General features: G+C 54.8%; 16 protein-coding genes. 12 read left to right on the forward strand and 4 right to left on the reverse strand.

All coding sequences use genetic code 11. The annotated features are described in order from the left end of the window. The first annotated feature begins 27 nt into the window (after positions 1 to 27). Both EV681_RS04585 and EV681_RS04590 read left to right on the forward strand, forming a co-directional pair. Entirely contained in the window at positions 28 to 1,701 is a 1,674-nt protein-coding gene (locus EV681_RS04585; RefSeq protein ID WP_130303387.1) for a S41 family peptidase, read from the forward strand. 3 nt (positions 1,702 to 1,704) lie between these two features. After that, on the forward strand, positions 1,705 to 2,460 hold the full coding sequence (locus EV681_RS04590) for a HesA/MoeB/ThiF family protein (RefSeq protein WP_130303388.1): 756 nt from the start codon (positions 1,705 to 1,707) through the stop codon (positions 2,458 to 2,460). On the opposite strand, the gene EV681_RS04595 is transcribed toward EV681_RS04590, so the two are convergent. Continuing rightward, a complete protein-coding gene (locus tag EV681_RS04595) occupies positions 2,457 to 4,238 on the reverse strand; it encodes a M61 family metallopeptidase (RefSeq protein ID WP_130303389.1) in 1,782 nt (593 codons plus the stop codon). The two genes, EV681_RS04590 and EV681_RS04595, sit on opposite strands and share 4 nt — an antisense overlap. Positions 4,239 to 4,375: 137 nt before the next feature. On the opposite strand from EV681_RS04595, the gene EV681_RS04600 reads away from it, so the two are divergent. The 10 genes from EV681_RS04600 to EV681_RS04645 all read left to right on the forward strand — a co-directional run bounded on the left by EV681_RS04600 (position 4,376) and on the right by EV681_RS04645 (position 12,803). Beyond that, complete coding sequence (locus tag EV681_RS04600) at positions 4,376 to 5,155, forward strand: enoyl-CoA hydratase (protein ID WP_130303390.1); 780 nt, start codon at positions 4,376 to 4,378, stop codon at positions 5,153 to 5,155. Between the two features lie 257 nt (positions 5,156 to 5,412). Then, positions 5,413 to 5,859: an ATP synthase subunit I gene (locus tag EV681_RS04605; RefSeq protein ID WP_128395596.1), complete on the forward strand. Its 447-nt coding sequence runs from the start codon at positions 5,413 to 5,415 to the stop codon at positions 5,857 to 5,859. A 65-nt stretch (positions 5,860 to 5,924) separates the two neighbouring features. Beyond that, a complete protein-coding gene (gene atpB / locus EV681_RS04610) occupies positions 5,925 to 6,812 on the forward strand; it encodes a F0F1 ATP synthase subunit A (RefSeq protein WP_128395597.1) in 888 nt (295 codons plus the stop codon). Between the two features lie 128 nt (positions 6,813 to 6,940). Then, complete coding sequence (gene atpE / locus EV681_RS04615) at positions 6,941 to 7,183, forward strand: F0F1 ATP synthase subunit C (RefSeq protein WP_014749574.1); 243 nt, start codon at positions 6,941 to 6,943, stop codon at positions 7,181 to 7,183. A 145-nt stretch (positions 7,184 to 7,328) separates the two neighbouring features. Next, positions 7,329 to 7,799 (forward strand): F0F1 ATP synthase subunit B, encoded by a 471-nt coding sequence (locus EV681_RS04620; RefSeq protein ID WP_024005178.1) that lies wholly within the window; start codon positions 7,329 to 7,331, stop codon positions 7,797 to 7,799. A 12-nt stretch (positions 7,800 to 7,811) separates the two neighbouring features. Beyond that, a complete protein-coding gene (locus EV681_RS04625) occupies positions 7,812 to 8,354 on the forward strand; it encodes a F0F1 ATP synthase subunit delta (protein WP_128395598.1) in 543 nt (180 codons plus the stop codon). Between the two features lie 34 nt (positions 8,355 to 8,388). Then, complete coding sequence (gene atpA, locus EV681_RS04630; protein ID WP_128395599.1) at positions 8,389 to 9,930, forward strand: F0F1 ATP synthase subunit alpha; 1,542 nt, start codon at positions 8,389 to 8,391, stop codon at positions 9,928 to 9,930. Between the two features lie 67 nt (positions 9,931 to 9,997). Then, the gene (gene atpG / locus EV681_RS04635; protein WP_128395600.1) at positions 9,998 to 10,909 is read left to right on the forward strand and encodes a F0F1 ATP synthase subunit gamma; all 912 of its coding nucleotides are present in this window, start codon (positions 9,998 to 10,000) and stop codon (positions 10,907 to 10,909) included. Between the two features lie 55 nt (positions 10,910 to 10,964). Then, positions 10,965 to 12,365 (forward strand): F0F1 ATP synthase subunit beta, encoded by a 1,401-nt coding sequence (gene atpD, locus EV681_RS04640; RefSeq protein ID WP_128395601.1) that lies wholly within the window; start codon positions 10,965 to 10,967, stop codon positions 12,363 to 12,365. Between the two features lie 9 nt (positions 12,366 to 12,374). Next, on the forward strand, positions 12,375 to 12,803 hold the full coding sequence (locus EV681_RS04645) for a F0F1 ATP synthase subunit epsilon (protein WP_014749581.1): 429 nt from the start codon (positions 12,375 to 12,377) through the stop codon (positions 12,801 to 12,803). Between the two features lie 91 nt (positions 12,804 to 12,894). On the opposite strand, the gene EV681_RS04650 is transcribed toward EV681_RS04645, so the two are convergent. The 3 genes from EV681_RS04650 to EV681_RS04660 all read right to left on the reverse strand — a co-directional run bounded on the left by EV681_RS04650 (position 12,895) and on the right by EV681_RS04660 (position 17,577). Further along, positions 12,895 to 14,046, reverse strand: coding sequence for a M20 aminoacylase family protein (locus EV681_RS04650; RefSeq protein ID WP_130303391.1), 1,152 nt, complete (start codon positions 14,044 to 14,046; stop codon positions 12,895 to 12,897). Positions 14,047 to 14,126: 80 nt separating this feature from the next. After that, positions 14,127 to 15,590: an MFS transporter gene (locus EV681_RS04655; protein WP_130303392.1), complete on the reverse strand. Its 1,464-nt coding sequence runs from the start codon at positions 15,588 to 15,590 to the stop codon at positions 14,127 to 14,129. Positions 15,591 to 15,888: 298 nt separating this feature from the next. Further along, on the reverse strand, positions 15,889 to 17,577 hold the full coding sequence (locus tag EV681_RS04660) for a thiamine pyrophosphate-binding protein (protein WP_130303393.1): 1,689 nt from the start codon (positions 17,575 to 17,577) through the stop codon (positions 15,889 to 15,891).

Consider the following 17,577-nt stretch of genomic DNA (forward strand, 5'->3'; position numbering starts at 1 on the left):
GTGCCGCGCATTTATCCGGAAGACGCTATGAAATTGTTTGCAGTGCGCCAGTTGTCATATGTAATTATCATCGGGCTGATTCAGGCTGGCATCGCCTATTCGCCGGTGGCTTTGTCTCAGCAAAAGCCGGCCAATCCGGTGCGGCAGATTCCCGCACCCGAGACTCACGCCCCGCTGCCTGCCGAAGAGTCGTTGCCATTTGCCGAATTGCAGCGTTTCGCGCGCGTATATGCCGCGATCAAAAACAGCTACGTAGAGCCGATAGAGGACCAGAAGCTGATCGAGTCTGCGATCAAGGGCATGGTTCAGGACCTGGACCCGCATTCGGCCTATCTGGATGAACTTGAGTATGAAGAGATGCGGGTGTCCACCGATGGCGAGTTCGGTGGTCTGGGCATTGAGATCGGTCCTGAAAAGGGCTTTGTGAAAATTATTTCGCCCATTGAAGATACGCCAGCGGCCAAGGCCGGCATCATGCCAGGCGACATCATTACCGGCATCAATGGCGAAAGCATGGAAGGCAAGCCACTGAACGATGTGGTGAAAAATCTTAGGGGAGACGTGGGTACGTCGATCAAGCTTTCAGTCAGCCGCTCATCCACAGGCAAACAGCTGGATTTTGATCTGGTCCGCGCTGTGATCAAGGTGCAAAGCGTGCGCAGCAAAATGCTGCCCGAAGCCATCGCGTATGTGCGTGTATCGCAGTTCCAGGAGCGTACCGGTCCCGATCTGGCGACGCACTTGAAGCAGCTGGACGCCAAGGGCAAGCCCAAAGGCCTGGTGCTTGACTTGCGCAACGATCCGGGCGGGTTGTTGACCGGCGCCATCGGGGTGTCGGCAGCATTTCTTAAGCCTGGCATCAATGTGGTGTCCACCAAGTCTCGTGACGATCAGGATTCGCATGTGTTCAAGGCCGATGCACGGGACTATGTTCACAATTCAAGTGATTATCTGAAAGATCTGCCAGCCTGGACCAAAACGGTTCCCATGGTGGTATTGATCAATGTCGGCTCGGCGTCAGCTGCGGAAATTGTCGCCGGTGCGCTGCAGGATCATAAGCGTGCCACGGTAATGGGGAACCGCAGTTTCGGCAAGGGCTCGGTCCAGGTAGTCATGCCGCTGGATGACAACACAGCGCTCAAGCTGACGACGGCACGTTATTTCACCCCTTCCGGCCGGTCCATCCAGGCCACCGGCATTGTTCCGGATCTTGTGGTGACGGACACTGAAAAGGGCGATCTGTTCAGCTTCCCACGTGAGGCCGACCTGGCCGAGCATCTGAGCAATGATCAGGCTGGTGAAAACGGTGAAGTCAAGGGCACCACCTCCATTAAGCCCGATGAAAAGGCAGAGGACCAGCAAGTCTTTGAGTTTGGCTCGGCGGATGATTTTCAGTTAGCGCAGGCGGTGAACAAACTACTGGGCAAACCGGTCAAAGGCGGTGCGCCGGTTGCCGAGAAGCAGTTGAGCGAGAAGGAAAAGCAGGCAGAGAAAAAGTCCATTGACGCGGCTTCTGGTGATGCCGGCAAACCGGGACAGGATCAGGGTGACAAGCCAGTGAGCAACGAACCCGATAAGCGCGAGCCCGCTGATGCAGATCAGCCTGACAAGGCCGCGCCTTCTGCGCCACCACCAGCCGATCGCAAGGCGCCGGCCGATGCTGTCAAGCCAGCAGCACCCGCGCAGCCTGCAGGAAAATAGCCAATGGATGATAACCAGTTGCTGCGTTATGCGCGACATCTGATGCTTGAGGCCATCGGCATCGCGGGGCAGGAAAAGCTGCTTGCCAGTTCTGTGCTGATCCTCGGGCTCGGTGGCCTGGGCTCGCCAGTGGCTGCGTATCTGGCCTCTGCCGGCGTGGGCCGGCTGGTGCTGGTCGACGATGATCAGGTCGAGCTGTCGAATTTGCAGCGTCAGATCATCCATACCACTGCGCGTATCGGCCAGAGCAAGGCAGAATCAGCGCTTGCAGCCATTGGCCAGATCAATCCCGAGTGCGTGGTGGATACGGTCGTCGAGCGGGTCGATACCGATCGCCTGGGGCAACTGCTGGCCGGGGTCGATATGATCGTGGATTGCACCGATAATTTCCGCACGCGCCAGGCCATCAATGAAGTGTGCGTTGCGCAGTCCAAGCCCTTTGTGTCGGGCGCGGCTATCCGGTTTGCCGGCCAGGTAACGGTGTTTGATACACGCCACGCAGACTCGCCCTGTTACGCCTGCGCATTTCCTCCCTCTGACAATTTACCGACGGATAACTGCGCCACCATGGGCGTCTTTGCGCCGCTGGTTGGTATCATCGGCAGCGTAGAGGCGGCAGAAACCATCAAAACGCTGCTGGATGCGGGCGAGAACCTGCGCGGTCGGCTGATGATGCTCGATGCGCTAACCATGCAATGGCAAACGCTGCTGCTGGAGCGCAATCCCGCATGCCCCGTATGTGCAGCACGCGATCGTTAATTGCTGTCCTGGCCGGGTGTTTGCCTGATTAAATTGCACTTGTCATTAGCTGGCGCCTGCAGCGTCAGTTGCGTACTGCGCAGTTCATCACGTCTGAAATAATGAATAAGGACTTGCTGTCCCGGCTGGTAACGGTCCAGCAGCTTGTCCCAGTTTGCCGTTTCAATGCGCAGCCCGTCCATGGCCAGCAGAATATCACCGGCCGATAGGCCCGCTGCATGCGCTGCGCCGCCTTCAAGTACCTGCGCCAGGCCCGGTTCGCCGCTAGCCGTGGCCCGCAGGGTGGCGCCAATGCCTGGCGCTCGGCGCTCGGTCTGCCAGGACAGGTTGATGCCTTGTTTTTGCAGCAACGAGGCCAGCGGCAAATCGTCTGTTTGTTCGGTGGCCGCCTCAATGAATGGCTGCAAATCCACGCCCGTCGCCTGCTTGAGCAGGCCAGCAAATTCATGCTCCTGCAAGCCGCGCTGGCGTGACTGGTAAAAGCGGCGGCCATAACGATCCCACAGTAACCGCATGACGTCGTCCAGCGATTTGCGGTTGCCGGTGGCGTTGCGAATGCTCAAATCCAGCGCCAGCGCAACCAGGGACCCCTTTGTGTAGTAGCTGACGATATTGTTGATGGAGCTCTCGTCCTGGCGGTAATAGCGATTCCATGCGTCAAAGGAGCTGTCGGCCACGCTTTGCATAAAGCGCCCCGGCGCCCGATGCACCCCGGTAATGGTCTTGGCCAATAGTCGCAGATAGTCGTTTTCATCCACAACACCGGCGCGCAGCAGCATCAGGTCATCGTAGTACGACGTGAATCCTTCGAAAATCCACAGCAGGCTGGTCAGATTGGGCCGGGACAGGTCATAGGGAACAAAGGCCTGCGGCTTGATGCGCTTGACATTCCAGGTGTGAAAATACTCGTGGCTGACCAGTCCGAGAAAACCGGTATAGCCTTCGCTGCGTTCATCGTTGCCGATCACGGGCAGGTCCTGGCGGGACGCCACCAGCGCGGTAGATGCGCGATGCTCCAGGCCGCCATAATCCTTTCCGGTCACATAAGTCATGAATACATAGCGGTCGGCGCTGTCCAGAAACGGTGCGCGCTGGCTGCGCGGCTCAAAAAAACGGATCTGGGTTTCGCAGATTTTCGCGGTATCGCGTGCAATGCGTTTGAAGTCGACGTTGGGCAACACGCCGGTAAACACCATTTCATGTTTGGCCCCGCATACGGTGAACGTTTCCACGTGCGGCGTGCCCATCTCGACCGGATGGTCCACCAGGGCATCGTAATCGGGTGCCTGATAGACCCCGAAGCGGTGGGGCAGGGTTGTCTGTCGGCCCCGGCGTGCCGGTTGCAGGCTGGTATAAACGCGCCAGTGGCGGGTGCTGCTGCCCGGTTCAATCGTCACTTGGCATGGTTGCTTTTCGCGGCCATGTACTTTCAGAAAAACGCTGGTGCCGTTGAAAAAGCCGTGTGTCTGATCCAGATGGGCGCAGCGCACCGATAGATCCCAGGCGTACACCCGATAAGAGAGCGTCAGGCGCCGGGAGCAGGGCGCCACTTGCCACGTGTGATTATCCAGTTTTTTTATGGCCAGCGCAGATCTGCCGGTCTTGGCAGTCAGGCTGTGAATATGCCGGGAAAAATCCCGTATCAGATAGCTGCCGGGAATCCATGCCGGCAGCGACACAACCTGGCCCCGACGGTCGGGGTTGTCAATGGTGACCTGAACATCAAAATAATGAGCGGCGGGGTCTGCGGGTGTGATCTGATAGGAAACGGTGGGCATGCTGATTCTGTAAAATTGGAAGATTAAGTAAGTAACTATAGCAAAAACCGAAGGTTTGTCGTTTTCTGACCATTCAGTGGCTACAATATTCGACACAATTTCAGTGAATATCCGAATACTCACAGGGAGACCGAAACATGTCAGAAGAATTTGTCGTATCACGTGTCGAAGGCGCTGTCGGCGTCATTACCATCAATCGTCCCAAGGTCCTGAATGCGCTTAGCAATGAACTGATGCAGGTGCTCAGCCAGGCCCTGCTGGCCATGCAGGCAGACAGCAGCGTCAATGTCATTGTATTGACCGGCTCCGACAAGGCATTTGCTGCCGGCGCAGATATCTCTGCCATGAAAGACTGGGATTATATGGATGTCTACAAGAGCAATTACATTGGCGGCGATTGGGAAACCATGAAAAATGTCATTCGCAAGCCAGTCATCGCGGCGGTCTCCGGTTATGCCCTGGGCGGCGGTTGCGAGCTGGCCATGATGTGCGACACCATCTATGCGGCCGAGAGCGCCCGCTTCGGTCAGCCCGAAATCAAGCTGGGTACGATTCCCGGTCTGGGCGGCACGCAACGGCTGACTCGCGCCGTGGGCAAGGCCAAAGCCATGGATCTGGTGCTTACCGGCCGCATGATGGACGCCAAGGAAGCAGAAAGCGCCGGGCTGGTTGCCCGTGTCCTGCCGGTCGAGAATTTTCTCGACGAAGTGATCAAGATCGCACAGGGCATGGCCAGCATGTCGCAAACCACGCTCATGATGGCCAAGGAATGCGTCAATGTGGCGCTGGAAACAACACTTGAGCAGGGATTGTTGTTTGAGCGCCGTGTATTTCACGCAACGTTTGCGACAAAGGACCAGAAAGAGGGAATGGACGCCTTCGTTAACAAGCGTGCACCTGCCTTCAATAATATGTAAGAAAACGTCCCCGCGTCTTGCCTATGACTTGAAATATACGATATACTTCTATGGCTTAACTGAATGCTAAAAACCGTCATGAACGGCGCGGGGGCTTTACTTATGAATCATCCATCGGCATGAATCATCCAGCGAAAGCCATCGGGCCAGATCGTACGAAGCATTTGCCGGAAAGGTCGGTTTTGCAGTCCGGGTTATCTACAGATACACCCGTTGCCAATAACCAACACACCGCAGTAGGAAAGGCTGCGCCGGTAATGTCAGAAAAAGCACAAGCAACGCCACAGGAAGCGCGTCCACTGAGTCTGACTCCACAAGAGCGGGCCAGAATGAACGCAAGGGCGGCAAGGGGCCTGGTTAATCTGGTGCTGGCGCAAGCAGCTTTGCTGCTGGTAACGGCACTGATAAGCTGGCTTGTCGCGGGGGGCTATGCAGCGCTATCGGCGCTGGCCGGGGGGTTGATTTATCTGATCCCATCCTCGTTCGCTGCTCTTCATATGCTTGTAAAGATTTACAGTCAGGCTAACACCGGTGCGCTTACGTTCTTCTGGACGCAAGCGCTGAAGATTGGCGGCACGCTGGCATTGCTGGCTCTGGTGGTCAGGTTCGCGGGAACCTACCTTGTCTGGCCTGCATTGCTGATTGGGCTTGTTGTTGTATTGAAGGGGTATGTCCTGCTGCTTGTGTTGAATAAACTCAGGTAGTCAGACATAAATGGGATAAATCAAAATGCAGCCTGAACCGGCTGCGAATTTGGAGTACGTACTAAATGGCTGCATCTGCCGAAGTATCGCCTCAGTCAGCTTATGTCCAGCATCACCTGGCGCACCTGAACAATACGGGTCATCCTCAAACCAGCATTCTGGATATGAGTGTCATCAATTACGACTCCGTGTTCTGGTCTCTGGCCACGGGTCTGGTTGTCGTATTCCTTCTATGGCTGGCAGCCCGCCGCGCAACCAATGGCGTACCTGGTCGCTTTCAGGCCGGCGTCGAAATGGTTGTTGATATGGTCAACGACCAGGCCAAAAGCATTGTTCATAATGAAGTATCACGCAAGTACATCGCGCCATTGGCGCTGACCGTGTTTTTGTGGGTCACGCTGATGAACACGCTTGACCTCATTCCGGTTGATTTGCCTGGCGCCATTTTCGGCTGGCTGGGCCTGACCGGTGACCATGATGCGCATGGTCCCCTGTATTATCATCGTATTCTTCCTACTGCCGACCTGAACGTTCCCATGGGAATGTCCCTGGCTGTGCTGCTGCTGTCTTTTTACTACGGTATCAAAATCAAGAGCGCCGGCGGTTTCATAAAAGACCTGTTTACTGCGCCGTTTCATGCGCATGGCTTTGCCGCTGTCCTGTTGTCGCCTTTCAATTTGTTGCTCAATATCATCGAATACGCTGCCAAAACCGTTTCTCTCGGTATGCGGTTGTTCGGTAATATGTTCGCCGGTGAACTGTTGTTCATGCTGATTGCCCTGCTGGGCGGCGCGTGGACTGGTTTTTCCGCAATGAATATCGGGCTTGGCATCGGCCAGGTACTGGCCGGATCAATATGGGCTATTTTCCATATCATGATCATCCTGCTCCAGGCCTTTATTTTCATGATGCTGACCCTGGTATATCTTGGTCAGGCGCATGAGAGCCACTAAGGTTTCGTCATAGCAGATTCTGTTATGCCGTAGTCGGCAGATCGGAAATGAATAACCGGTCTGCCAGTTTTTAAGCAGTAATTTTCCATCTTTAAATTGTTTTAGGTTCATAACCACAAGGAGTTGTCATGACCACAGCAGCTTTCGTTGCTCTTGCTTGCGCTTTCATCATCGGCCTGGGCGCTATCGGCGCATGTATCGGTATCGGTATCATGGGCGGTAAATACCTCGAAGCATCCGCTCGTCAGCCAGAACTGATGAACGTTTTGCAAACTAAAATGTTCTTGTTGGCTGGTCTTATCGACGCTGCGTTCCTGATCGGTGTTGGTATCGCCATGCTGTTCGCGTTCGCAAGCCCGTTTGGTGCCTGATAACAAGACGTAAGGCCATCTTCGGATGGTGGTGAACAAGATGGAATAGCGAACCCTGAGATTCAGGGTTCGCCAATGACAAAAGTTCAAGTAAATTTCAGGATTTCGCCCAGGCGAAACCGCCCATTATTGAAGGGAAACGACCGTGAATTTAAACGCGACGCTCTTTTTCCAGACGCTCGTTTTTTTTGTGCTGGCGTGGTTCACGATGAAATTCGTGTGGCCTCCGCTGATCAAGGCCATTGAAGAACGTCGTCAGAAGATTGCCGATGGTCTGGCTGCAGCCGACAAAGGCAAAGCGGATCTCGCTCAGTCCCAGGCTCGTATCAGTCTGATCGAAGCCGATGCCAAGCAGCAAACACATGCTCGCTTGCAGGACGCTGAAAAACATGCTGCATCGATTGTTGATGCTGCCCGCGGAGAAGCCGAAACTGAACGTTCACGCATCATCGCTCAGGCCCAACAGGATGCCGAGCGTGAAGTGCAGCGTGTACGGGACAGCCTGCGTGATGAAGTAGCTGCCCTTGCCGTCAAAGGCGCAGAGCAGATTCTCAAGCGCGAAGTCAATCCTCAGACGCATGCCGAGTTGCTGAACCAACTCAAGGCACAGCTTTAATTCGGAAATACCATGGCAGAACTATCAACCGTTGCCCGTCCGTACGCCGAGGCGCTTTTTGCCTCTGCGAAAAATGATCCGGCAGGTCTTGCTGCATGGTCGGATGCCGTCAATGAGCTCGCGCAGCTTTCAAGCATGAAAGATGTGCGTGAAGCGATGTCAGATCCGCAACTGGAAAGAAAAACAAAAGAAGACGTTTTTCTGGGCCTGCTCAAAACGTCCTTGTCGCAGCCAATGCGCAATTTCGTCGACCTGCTCATCGAAAACGATCGTCTTTTGCTCCTGCCACAAATCGCCGAGCAGTTCGAGGCGCTCAGAAACCGCAATGATGGAACTGCTCAGGCAGATATCACCAGTGCTTTCGAGATGTCCGAAGCCCAGGTGCAGGAACTGATTGCCGGGCTGGAGAAAAGATTCGGCGTTAAACTGAAGCCGGTTGTTACCGTTGATCCATCGCTTATCGGTGGCGTTCGCGTAACAGTAGGCGATCAGGTATTAGATACTTCCGTGCAGGCTCAGTTGAGCCGCCTGCGCGACACACTGGCGGCTCACTAAGCGCCATACATAACAGGATTTCAGGAGTCTGAACATGCAACTCAATCCGTCAGAAATCAGCGAACTGCTCAAAAGCCGTATTGAAGGCCTGGGCGCTTCTGCCGATGTTCGTACGCAAGGTACGGTTGTTTCCGTAACCGACGGTATCACACGCGTCCACGGTCTTTCCGATGTGATGCAAGGCGAAATGCTGGAGTTTCCCAATAACGTCTACGGTCTTGCTCTGAACCTCGAGCGTGATTCCGTGGGTGCCGTTATTCTGGGTGATTACACCGGCGTATCCGAAGGTGACCAAGTCAAAACAACCGGTCGTATTCTCGAAGTACCCGTTGGCCCCGAATTGCGCGGCCGCGTGGTGAACGCACTGGGTCAGCCCATCGACGGTAAAGGTCCGATCAACGCGAAAGCAACGGACATTATCGAGAAAGTGGCTCCCGGCGTTATTGAGCGCCAGTCTGTTTCCCAGCCTCTGCAAACCGGTATCAAATCAATCGACTCCATGGTGCCAATCGGCCGTGGTCAGCGCGAACTGATTATTGGTGACCGCCAGACAGGTAAAACCGCTGTTGCCATTGATGCGATCATCAGCCAGAAAGGCAAGAACGTAACCTGCGTCTACGTTGCTATTGGTCAGAAAGCGTCTACCGTGAATAACGTTGTGCGCAAGCTCGAAGAACTGGGCGCGCTGGAATACACCATTGTTGTTGCAGCGACTGCATCTGACTCTGCTGCCATGCAGTATCTGTCAGCGTATGCCGGTTGTACCATGGGTGAATATTTCCGCGACCGCGGCGAAGATGCCCTGATCGTTTATGATGATCTGACCAAACAGGCCTGGGCATACCGTCAGGTTTCCCTGTTGCTGCGTCGCCCGCCTGGCCGTGAAGCCTATCCTGGTGACGTGTTCTATCTGCACTCCCGTTTGCTTGAGCGCGCCGCTCGCGTTAACGAAAATTATGTAGAAAAATTCACTAAAGGTGAAGTGAAAGGTAAAACCGGTTCTCTGACTGCGCTGCCTATCATTGAAACCCAGGCAGGCGACGTTTCTGCCTTCGTTCCTACCAACGTGATCTCAATTACCGACGGCCAGATCTTCCTTGAGACCGATCTGTTCAACGCCGGTGTACGTCCAGCGATCAACGCCGGTATCTCCGTTTCACGGGTTGGTGGTGCAGCGCAGACCAAAGTCATCAAAAAACTGTCCGGTGGTATTCGTACCGACCTGGCCCAGTATCGTGAATTGGCGGCCTTTGCCCAGTTTGCCTCCGACCTTGACGACGCAACACGCCGTCAGCTCGAGCGTGGTAAACGCGTGGTTGAACTGCTCAAACAGCCTCAGTACCAACCTCTGCAGGTTTGGGAACTGGCCGTTTCCTTGTACGCCGTGAACAATGGCTACCTGGATGACGTTGAAGTCGAGAAGGTTCTGTCCTTCGAGAAAGGCCTGAAAGACGAGCTGAAGAACAAGCACGCTGATCTGATCGGCCGTATCGAAGATACAAAAGAACTGTCCAAGGAAGACGAAGCTGCATTGAAAGATATCGTTGCCGGCTTCAAAACTGGTGGTTCATACTAAGTAAGTCCGTGAGGTGCAGGGCCTGTTGCCGTGCACCTTCCTGAAATTGGTTTAACAGGAAAGCGAAATGCCTGGAATCAAGGAAATTCGTACGAAGATCAAGAGCGTGCAAAACACGCGCAAGATCACCAAGGCCATGGAAATGGTGGCAGCATCCAAAATGCGCAAGGCGCAGGAAAGAATGCGTGCCGGCCGTCCCTATGCCAAGAAAGTACGCGAAATCGCTGCACACATGATGCAAACGCATCCTGACTACCGCCATCCGTACATGGAAGAACGTACAGATATCAAGGCAGTGGGTGTAGTGCTGGTTACCACAGACAAAGGTCTGTGCGGTGGCCTGAATACAAATATCTCCCGGCTGGTGCTGGCGCGTCTCAAGGAATTTGAAGCCAAGGGTATCAAGGTCCAGACGACTGCCCTGGGTAATAAAGGGTTGGGCCTGCTGACGCGTATCGGTAGCAATCTGGTATCCAACGAAGTGCAGCTTGGTGATCAGCCGCATCTTGAACGCCTGATCGGCGCCCTCAAGGTACAGCTTGACGATTACCTCGATGGCAAGATCGATGCCCTCTATGTGGCGTCCACGCATTTCGTGAACACCATGAAGCAGGAGCCAACGATCATGCGCCTGTTGCCGTTGCCGGATGGCTTGAAAGATCCGTTTGTCGCCGGTGCTGCAAAAGCCGAGGACGAAGAGGCGGCAATCGAATCGAGCTATCAGTGGGACTATATCTTCGAGCCCGATGCCAAATCGGTGATCGACGATCTGCTGGCCCGTTACGTTGAGGGTCTTGTGTATCAGGCAGTTGCGGAAAATATGGCGTCAGAGCAGTCGGCACGGATGGTGGCGATGAAGGCTGCATCGGACAATGCAAAGAAAGTGATTGGAGAGCTGCAACTGGTTTACAACAAAACCCGTCAGGCATCCATCACCAAAGAAATTTCAGAAATCGTGGGGGGCGCCGCGGCTGTGTAACCTTCGGGCTAACACCAACCGGCATCTTTCAATCGTTATTAAGTAAGGAATCGACATGAGTAACGGTACCATCGTTCAGTGCATCGGCGCCGTCGTGGATATTCAGTTCCCACGCGACAACATGCCAAAAGTTTATGAAGCCCTTGTCCTGGCGGACAATGAATCAAAATTCGCCGAGAAAGGTTTGACATTGGAAGTTCAGCAGCAGCTGGGCGACGGTGTTGTGCGTACGATTGCAATGGGCTCCAGTGACGGTCTGCGTCGCGGCATGGCCGTTGGCCGTACCAACGCTGCTATTTCCGTTCCTGTCGGTGAAGCCACGCTAGGCCGCATCATGGATGTACTGGGCCGTCCTATCGACGAAGCCGGTCCTATTGCTACCGAGGAAAGACGTGCCATTCACCAGCCTGCACCGAAGTTTGACGAGCTGTCTCCTTCGGTCGAGCTGCTGGAAACCGGCATCAAGGTGATTGACCTGGTCTGCCCGTTTGCCAAAGGTGGTAAAGTGGGTCTGTTCGGTGGTGCCGGTGTGGGCAAAACCGTTAACATGATGGAACTCATCAATAACATCGCTAAACAGCACTCCGGTTTGTCCGTGTTTGCCGGCGTGGGTGAGCGTACTCGTGAAGGTAACGACTTCTATCACGAAATGGAAGAGTCCAACGTTCTGGATAAAGTAGCCATGGTGTTCGGTCAGATGAACGAACCTCCAGGCAACCGTCTGCGCGTGGCTTTGACCGGTCTGACAATGGCCGAAAAATTCCGTGACGAAGGCCGTGACATTCTGTTCTTCGTTGATAACATCTATCGTTACACCCTGGCCGGAACGGAAGTATCTGCGCTGCTGGGTCGTATGCCTTCTGCTGTGGGCTATCAGCCAACACTGGCCGAGGAAATGGGTGTACTGCAAGAACGTATTACCTCTACCAAAACAGGTTCCATTACATCGATCCAGGCCGTTTACGTTCCTGCCGATGACTTGACCGACCCGTCTCCTGCCACAACCTTCCAGCATTTGGACTCTACGGTCGTGCTGTCGCGTGACATCGCTTCTCTGGGTATTTACCCAGCGGTTGATCCGCTCGATTCCACCAGCCGTCAGCTGGATCCTCAAGTGGTTGGCGAAGAGCACTACGCAGTGGCGCGCGGTGTTCAGCAGACCCTGCAACGCTACAAGGAATTGCGTGACATTATCGCGATTCTGGGTATGGACGAGCTGTCTCCTGAAGACAAGCAGGCTGTTGCCCGTGCACGTAAAATCCAGCGTTTCCTGTCTCAGCCGTTCCACGTTGCCGAGGTATTTACCGGTTCTCCTGGTAAGTATGTACCGCTGGCTGAAACCATTCGCGGCTTCAAGATGATTGTTGACGGTGAATGCGATGCGCTGCCTGAACAGGCTTTCTACATGGTCGGTACCATCGATGAAGCCTTTGAAAAAGCGAAAAGCTTAAAATAAGGAATAGCTATGGCTACTTTACTCAAAGTAGATGTTGTCAGTGCTGAAGCATCCATCTTCTCGGGCGAAGCCAAGTTTGTGTCTTTGCCAGGTGAAAGCGGTGAACTGGGCGTTCTGCCCGGCCACACGCCGCTGATTTCCAAGGTCCGTCCTGGTACGTTGAAAATCGTACGTGAAGACGGAACAGAAGAGCTGGTGTTTGTAGCCGGTGGTATTCTTGAAGTGCAACCATTTGGCGTTACAGTCCTGTCCGACACGGCAATCCGTGCGGCAGATCTGGACGAAGCCAAGGCCGAGAAGGCTCGCCAGCAGGCGCTGGAAGCACTCGAGAACGCACACGACAAGCAGGATATTGCCGCTGTCGAAGCTGAATTGGCCATGCTGGCAGCGCAGGTTGCTGCTGCTCGCCGATTGGCCAACATGAAAAATCGTCACTGATTCTTCATTGTTGCTGCGGTACTGTCAGTAAAAGCAAAAGACGCCCTCGCGGCGTCTTTTGCTTTTTATCCCCAGGTTTATCGGGGCCATCTTAGCGTAAGTAGTTTTCCGTTAACGCCACCCAGTAGGCAGCACCAGTCAGCAGATTATCCTGATTGAAGACATATTCTGGGTGGTGGACCATTTTTGTATCGCCGTTGCCAAGAAAACAGTAGGTTCCCTTTTTCTTCTGCAACATGAACGCAAAATCCTCTGACCCCAGATACGTCGGGCCGGGATAGACCACATTTTCCGGACCAAACGTCTTTCGAGCAATAGCGGCTGCTTTCTCGGTTTCAGCCTGATCGTTGATCAATACCGCGCCTGGCACGCCTGTACGTATTTCAGATGTGCAGCCAAACGCTTCTGCCTGCGTTGACACCAGTCGGCGGATATTGTTCAGCACCATGTCGCGATCTTCGGCCGTGGTGGTTCGGATGGATAGCCGCAGGATGGCGCTATGGGCAATCACGTTGCCGGCGTTGCCGGCCAGAAAGGCACCCACAGTTACAACGGCGCGACTGGCCGGGCTCACATTGCGTGAGACAATGGTTTGCAGCGCCATCACCAAGGCGGAGCCTGCCACGATAGGGTCGATCGAGAGTTCCGGCATGGAGCCGTGCCCGCCTTTACCCGTAATTTCTATTTCCCAGTTGTCTACGGCAGCCATGGTGGGACCAGGGGTAAAGTAAAGCTTGCCCGACTCAAGCCCCGGCATATTGTGCATGCCGAATACAGCATCTACGGGGAAGCGCTCGAACAGCCCGTCTTTGATCATGGCTGGCCCGCCTTGCATGGTTTCCTCACCTGGCTGGAAAATCATGCGGACAGTGCCATTGAAACTTCTCTTTTGGGCCAGATATTTGGCTGCGCCCAGCAACATGGTTGCATGAGCATCATGCCCGCAGAGATGGGACACGCCCGGCACTCGGGACTTGTAAGGCAGGGCATTGATTTCCTGGATCGGCAAGGCATCAAAATCGGCGCGTAGGCCGATGGCATGTTCGCCGTCACCCACGGTCAGAGAGCCAACCACCCCGTGCTCGCCGACACCCGTTTCGACGTCATAGCCCAGCTCCTTCAGAATGGTTGCAATGTAATCAGCGGTCTTTTCTTCCTGCATCGACAGTTCGGGAGCGCCATGCAGATGCTCAAACCATTGCTTCATACTGGTCTGATCAAGTTCTTTGATAATCGCATTCATTGTGTTTTTCCTTCAAGTGTTTCTGGTATCTGGCCGCTGGCCATGTACGTTGGTCATGTACGTACAGCGCGGCCTTCTGGTTACTGCTTATCGCGAGCGTATGTTTTGGGTACCGTGCTCACAATAGAGATGATGGCCGCCAATACCATGACCAGATTGACGGCAAGCGCAAAAAAGCCGGCTTCGCGCACCGCCAGATTATCCTGTCGTCCCACATAGGAGATGACGCCATCTATCCAGGCCACCGCGCTGTTGTCCGCCGCGAGCGCTGTAAACACGGCGGCTGATATGGCGACGCCGAAAGAGGCACCCAGCGATGAGGCCATTTTGTAAATGCCTGATCCTGCGCCCGCCTGGTCTGCGGGTAGATTGGACAAGGCTGCGTCGGTCGATGGCGTGGCATAAAAGGCCAGACCCAGGCCAAACAGGGTATACGATATGATGGCCAGGATTTTATAGGTGCCAAGCAACAGATGGGTCGACATCAAAAGCACGATGGATACACCCACAATGAGCGTGCCCCAGACCATCGGCTTGCGCGGCCCGAAGCGCTGCAGCAGTTTTTCTCCGACCCGAATAAACAGAACAATCGAAATGGCATAGCCGATGGTCAGCAGACCGGTCTGCTGGGCGTCCATATTGCCGCCCAGCTGCATTAATGTCATTGATACGATCAGAATGCCAGCCACGCCATTGAGCAGGAAATTCGAAAGGGTGGCGCCGGTGTAGGTCATATTTCGGAACAGTCCGAAATTGACGAACGCATTTGGATTGTTGCGTTCGAGAAGAAAGAAAATAATACCGAAAACAGCCGCCAGCGCTAACAGACTCAGAGATAGCGCGCTGCCCCAGCCGAATTTTGCACCTTGGGTGGCGAAAATTTGCAATGCGACCATCGCAATCATGAACGTCACGATGCCACCCAGATCAAGCTTATAGTCTGTTTTGGCTTGCGCCCGGCTTTCCGGCGTGCCTCGGACCATCAGCATGCCGATGACAGAAATGGCGGCACCGGCAAAAAAGATCGAGCGCCAGCCCAGATTTTGTGCCATAAGGCCGCCGAACAGGGCGGCAAAGCCAGAACCGCCCCATGATCCCATTGACCACAGGGACACGGCGCGCTGGCGGCCCGCGCCGTCCCAATACGCCTTTACCAGCGCCAGGGAAGCCGGCATGATGAAGGCGCCGGACAGTCCCTGGCAGATACGGCCTAGTGTCAGAAAGGTGGATCCCATTGCGCCCGCAGGCGCCAGTGCGACCAGTAGTGAACCCACTATCGAGAATATGAAGCCCCATTGGACAACCCTGACCCGGCCAAAGCGGTCGGCCAGTCCGCCCATGACAACGATGAAAATGCCCGAGAACAGGGCGGTGATGGACACGGCAATGTTCATCAGCGTCGGCTGCACGCCCAGGTCCCGCGCCATCAGCGGTGAAATGTTCAATGTGGTCTGGGCAAATAGCCAGAAGGCCAGTACCCCCATGATAATACCGAAAAGGAGACGGTCGCTCCCCTGGTACGGTGTGCTCGTTTGTGTACTCATGCGTGATCCTTAAGCGAGGTTGTTAATTGCGCTTGTACTGACAGTCTCAAAGCAAAAGTCACTATATATTTTTATTTGCAAAATCAACTTAATATTTATCAACATATTGTTGACCAGAGCTGGGTGAGGCGTTTGACCTTTTTCGGAATTATCACAGATGTCAACCTGCCGATGAGCGACTGAGGTGCTCAGGGGGATGGCTGAGAGGTAAGCGGATGGGGGATTGTGCGGAGAGAGGATGCCCGGATGCTGATGGGATGGTGGTGCATGCACCAAACCGTCAGCATCTTCGGGAAATTTACTTCGATTGTGATTTTTCTGCAGCAGCGCGCAACTGATCGAGCGTGGCTGTGGGTGTAATGGCTTGTGGATCAATCAGGCAATGCAGGATAGCCGGTTTGCCACTGGCTACGGCCCGTTCAAACGCGGGACCGAAATCCTCGTTTTTCTCTACGCGTTCCCCATGCCCACCGAAGGCTACGGCATAGGCTGCAAAATCGGGGTTTTGCAGATTGGTTGCGCTGACCCGGCCAGGATAATGCTTCTCCTGGTGCATGCGAATTGTGCCATACATACCATTGTCAAATATCAGCACGATAATATTCAGCCCGTACTGCACGGCCGTGGCAAATTCCTGACCGTGCATCAGGAAGCAGCCGTCGCCGGCAAAGCAGACAACCTGACGCTGTGGCATGACGCGCTTGGCGCCCACTGCAGCAGGCGCCCCGTAGCCCATGGAGCCCGACGTCGGCGCCAGTTGGGTATTGAAGTGGTCAAAACGATGGAAGCGATGCAGCCAGGTCGCGTAGTTTCCTGCGCCATTTGTCATAATGGCGTCCGGTTCCAGATGCGTTTCAAGATAGGCCATGACCTTGCCCATCTGCAGTGCTCCCGGCGTACTTACAGACTCGGGGTTGCTCCAGGCCAGATAGGCATCATGGGCGTTATCCACATCGGTTTTGCGAACGGCCTGCGCAGCGGCGGGCAGTTCGCTGGCCGCCCGCACAAACTGCAGCGGGGTGCTATTGATGGCCAGCGCTGCCTGATACACGCGATTTAGTTCCTGGCTATCGGGATGTACATGAATCAGCTTCTGCCGGGGGACGGGAATATCCAGCAAGGTATAACTTTGCGAGGCGATTTCCGACATTCGGCCGCCTACCAGCAAAATCACGTCGGCTTCCTGCGCCATCTTGAGCAGTTTTGGATTGCTGCCAAGGCCGATATCACCAACGAAATTCGGATGTGAAGAAGGGAACAGATGCTGGCGGCGAAACTGGACGGCAACGGGAAGCTGCTGCCTCTCGGCCAAGTGCACAAATTCGTTGACTGCGTCTTCGGTCCAGCGTGAACCACCAAGAATCGCCAGCGGATTTTTTGCCCCGGCCAGCAACGTTGCCAGTTGTGCCATTTGTTCGGGAGTCGGTGCCGATTCCACGGGTTCCACACGTGGCGCATCGGCGACCGTGGCCAGTTGGACCAGCATGTCTTCCGGCAGGGCGATCACAACCGGACCCGGGCGACCGGACATAGCGACATGAAAGGCGCGCGCGATCAGTTCGGGAATGCGCGCAGCGTCATCGATTTCCGTTGTCCATTTGGTCTGCGTACCGAAAACGGCGCGGTAGTCCACTTCCTGAAAGGCTTCACGCTCGCGCATACCGGTTTCGATCTGCCCGACAAATACGATCAGTGGGGTGGAATCCTGTTTGGCGATGTGAATGCCCGCCAGCGCGTTGGAGGCGCCCGGGCCGCGGGTCACCATGCAGATGCCGGGACGGCCCGTAAGTTTGCCGTGGGCTTCTGCCATCATGGCCGCGCCACCCTCCTGACGGCACACCGTGACGTTGATGCTGGCGTCGTGCAAAGCATCTAAAACTGCCAGGTAACTTTCACCTGGAACACAAAAGACATGATCCACGCCCTGACGGACGAGTTGATCGACGATAATTTCTCCACCGGGACGACTCTGGCTATTGTTTTGCAT

The sequence above is a fragment of the Advenella incenata genome (assembly GCF_004217095.1).
In the GTDB taxonomy this organism is placed as follows: domain Bacteria; phylum Pseudomonadota; class Gammaproteobacteria; order Burkholderiales; family Burkholderiaceae_B; genus Advenella; species Advenella incenata.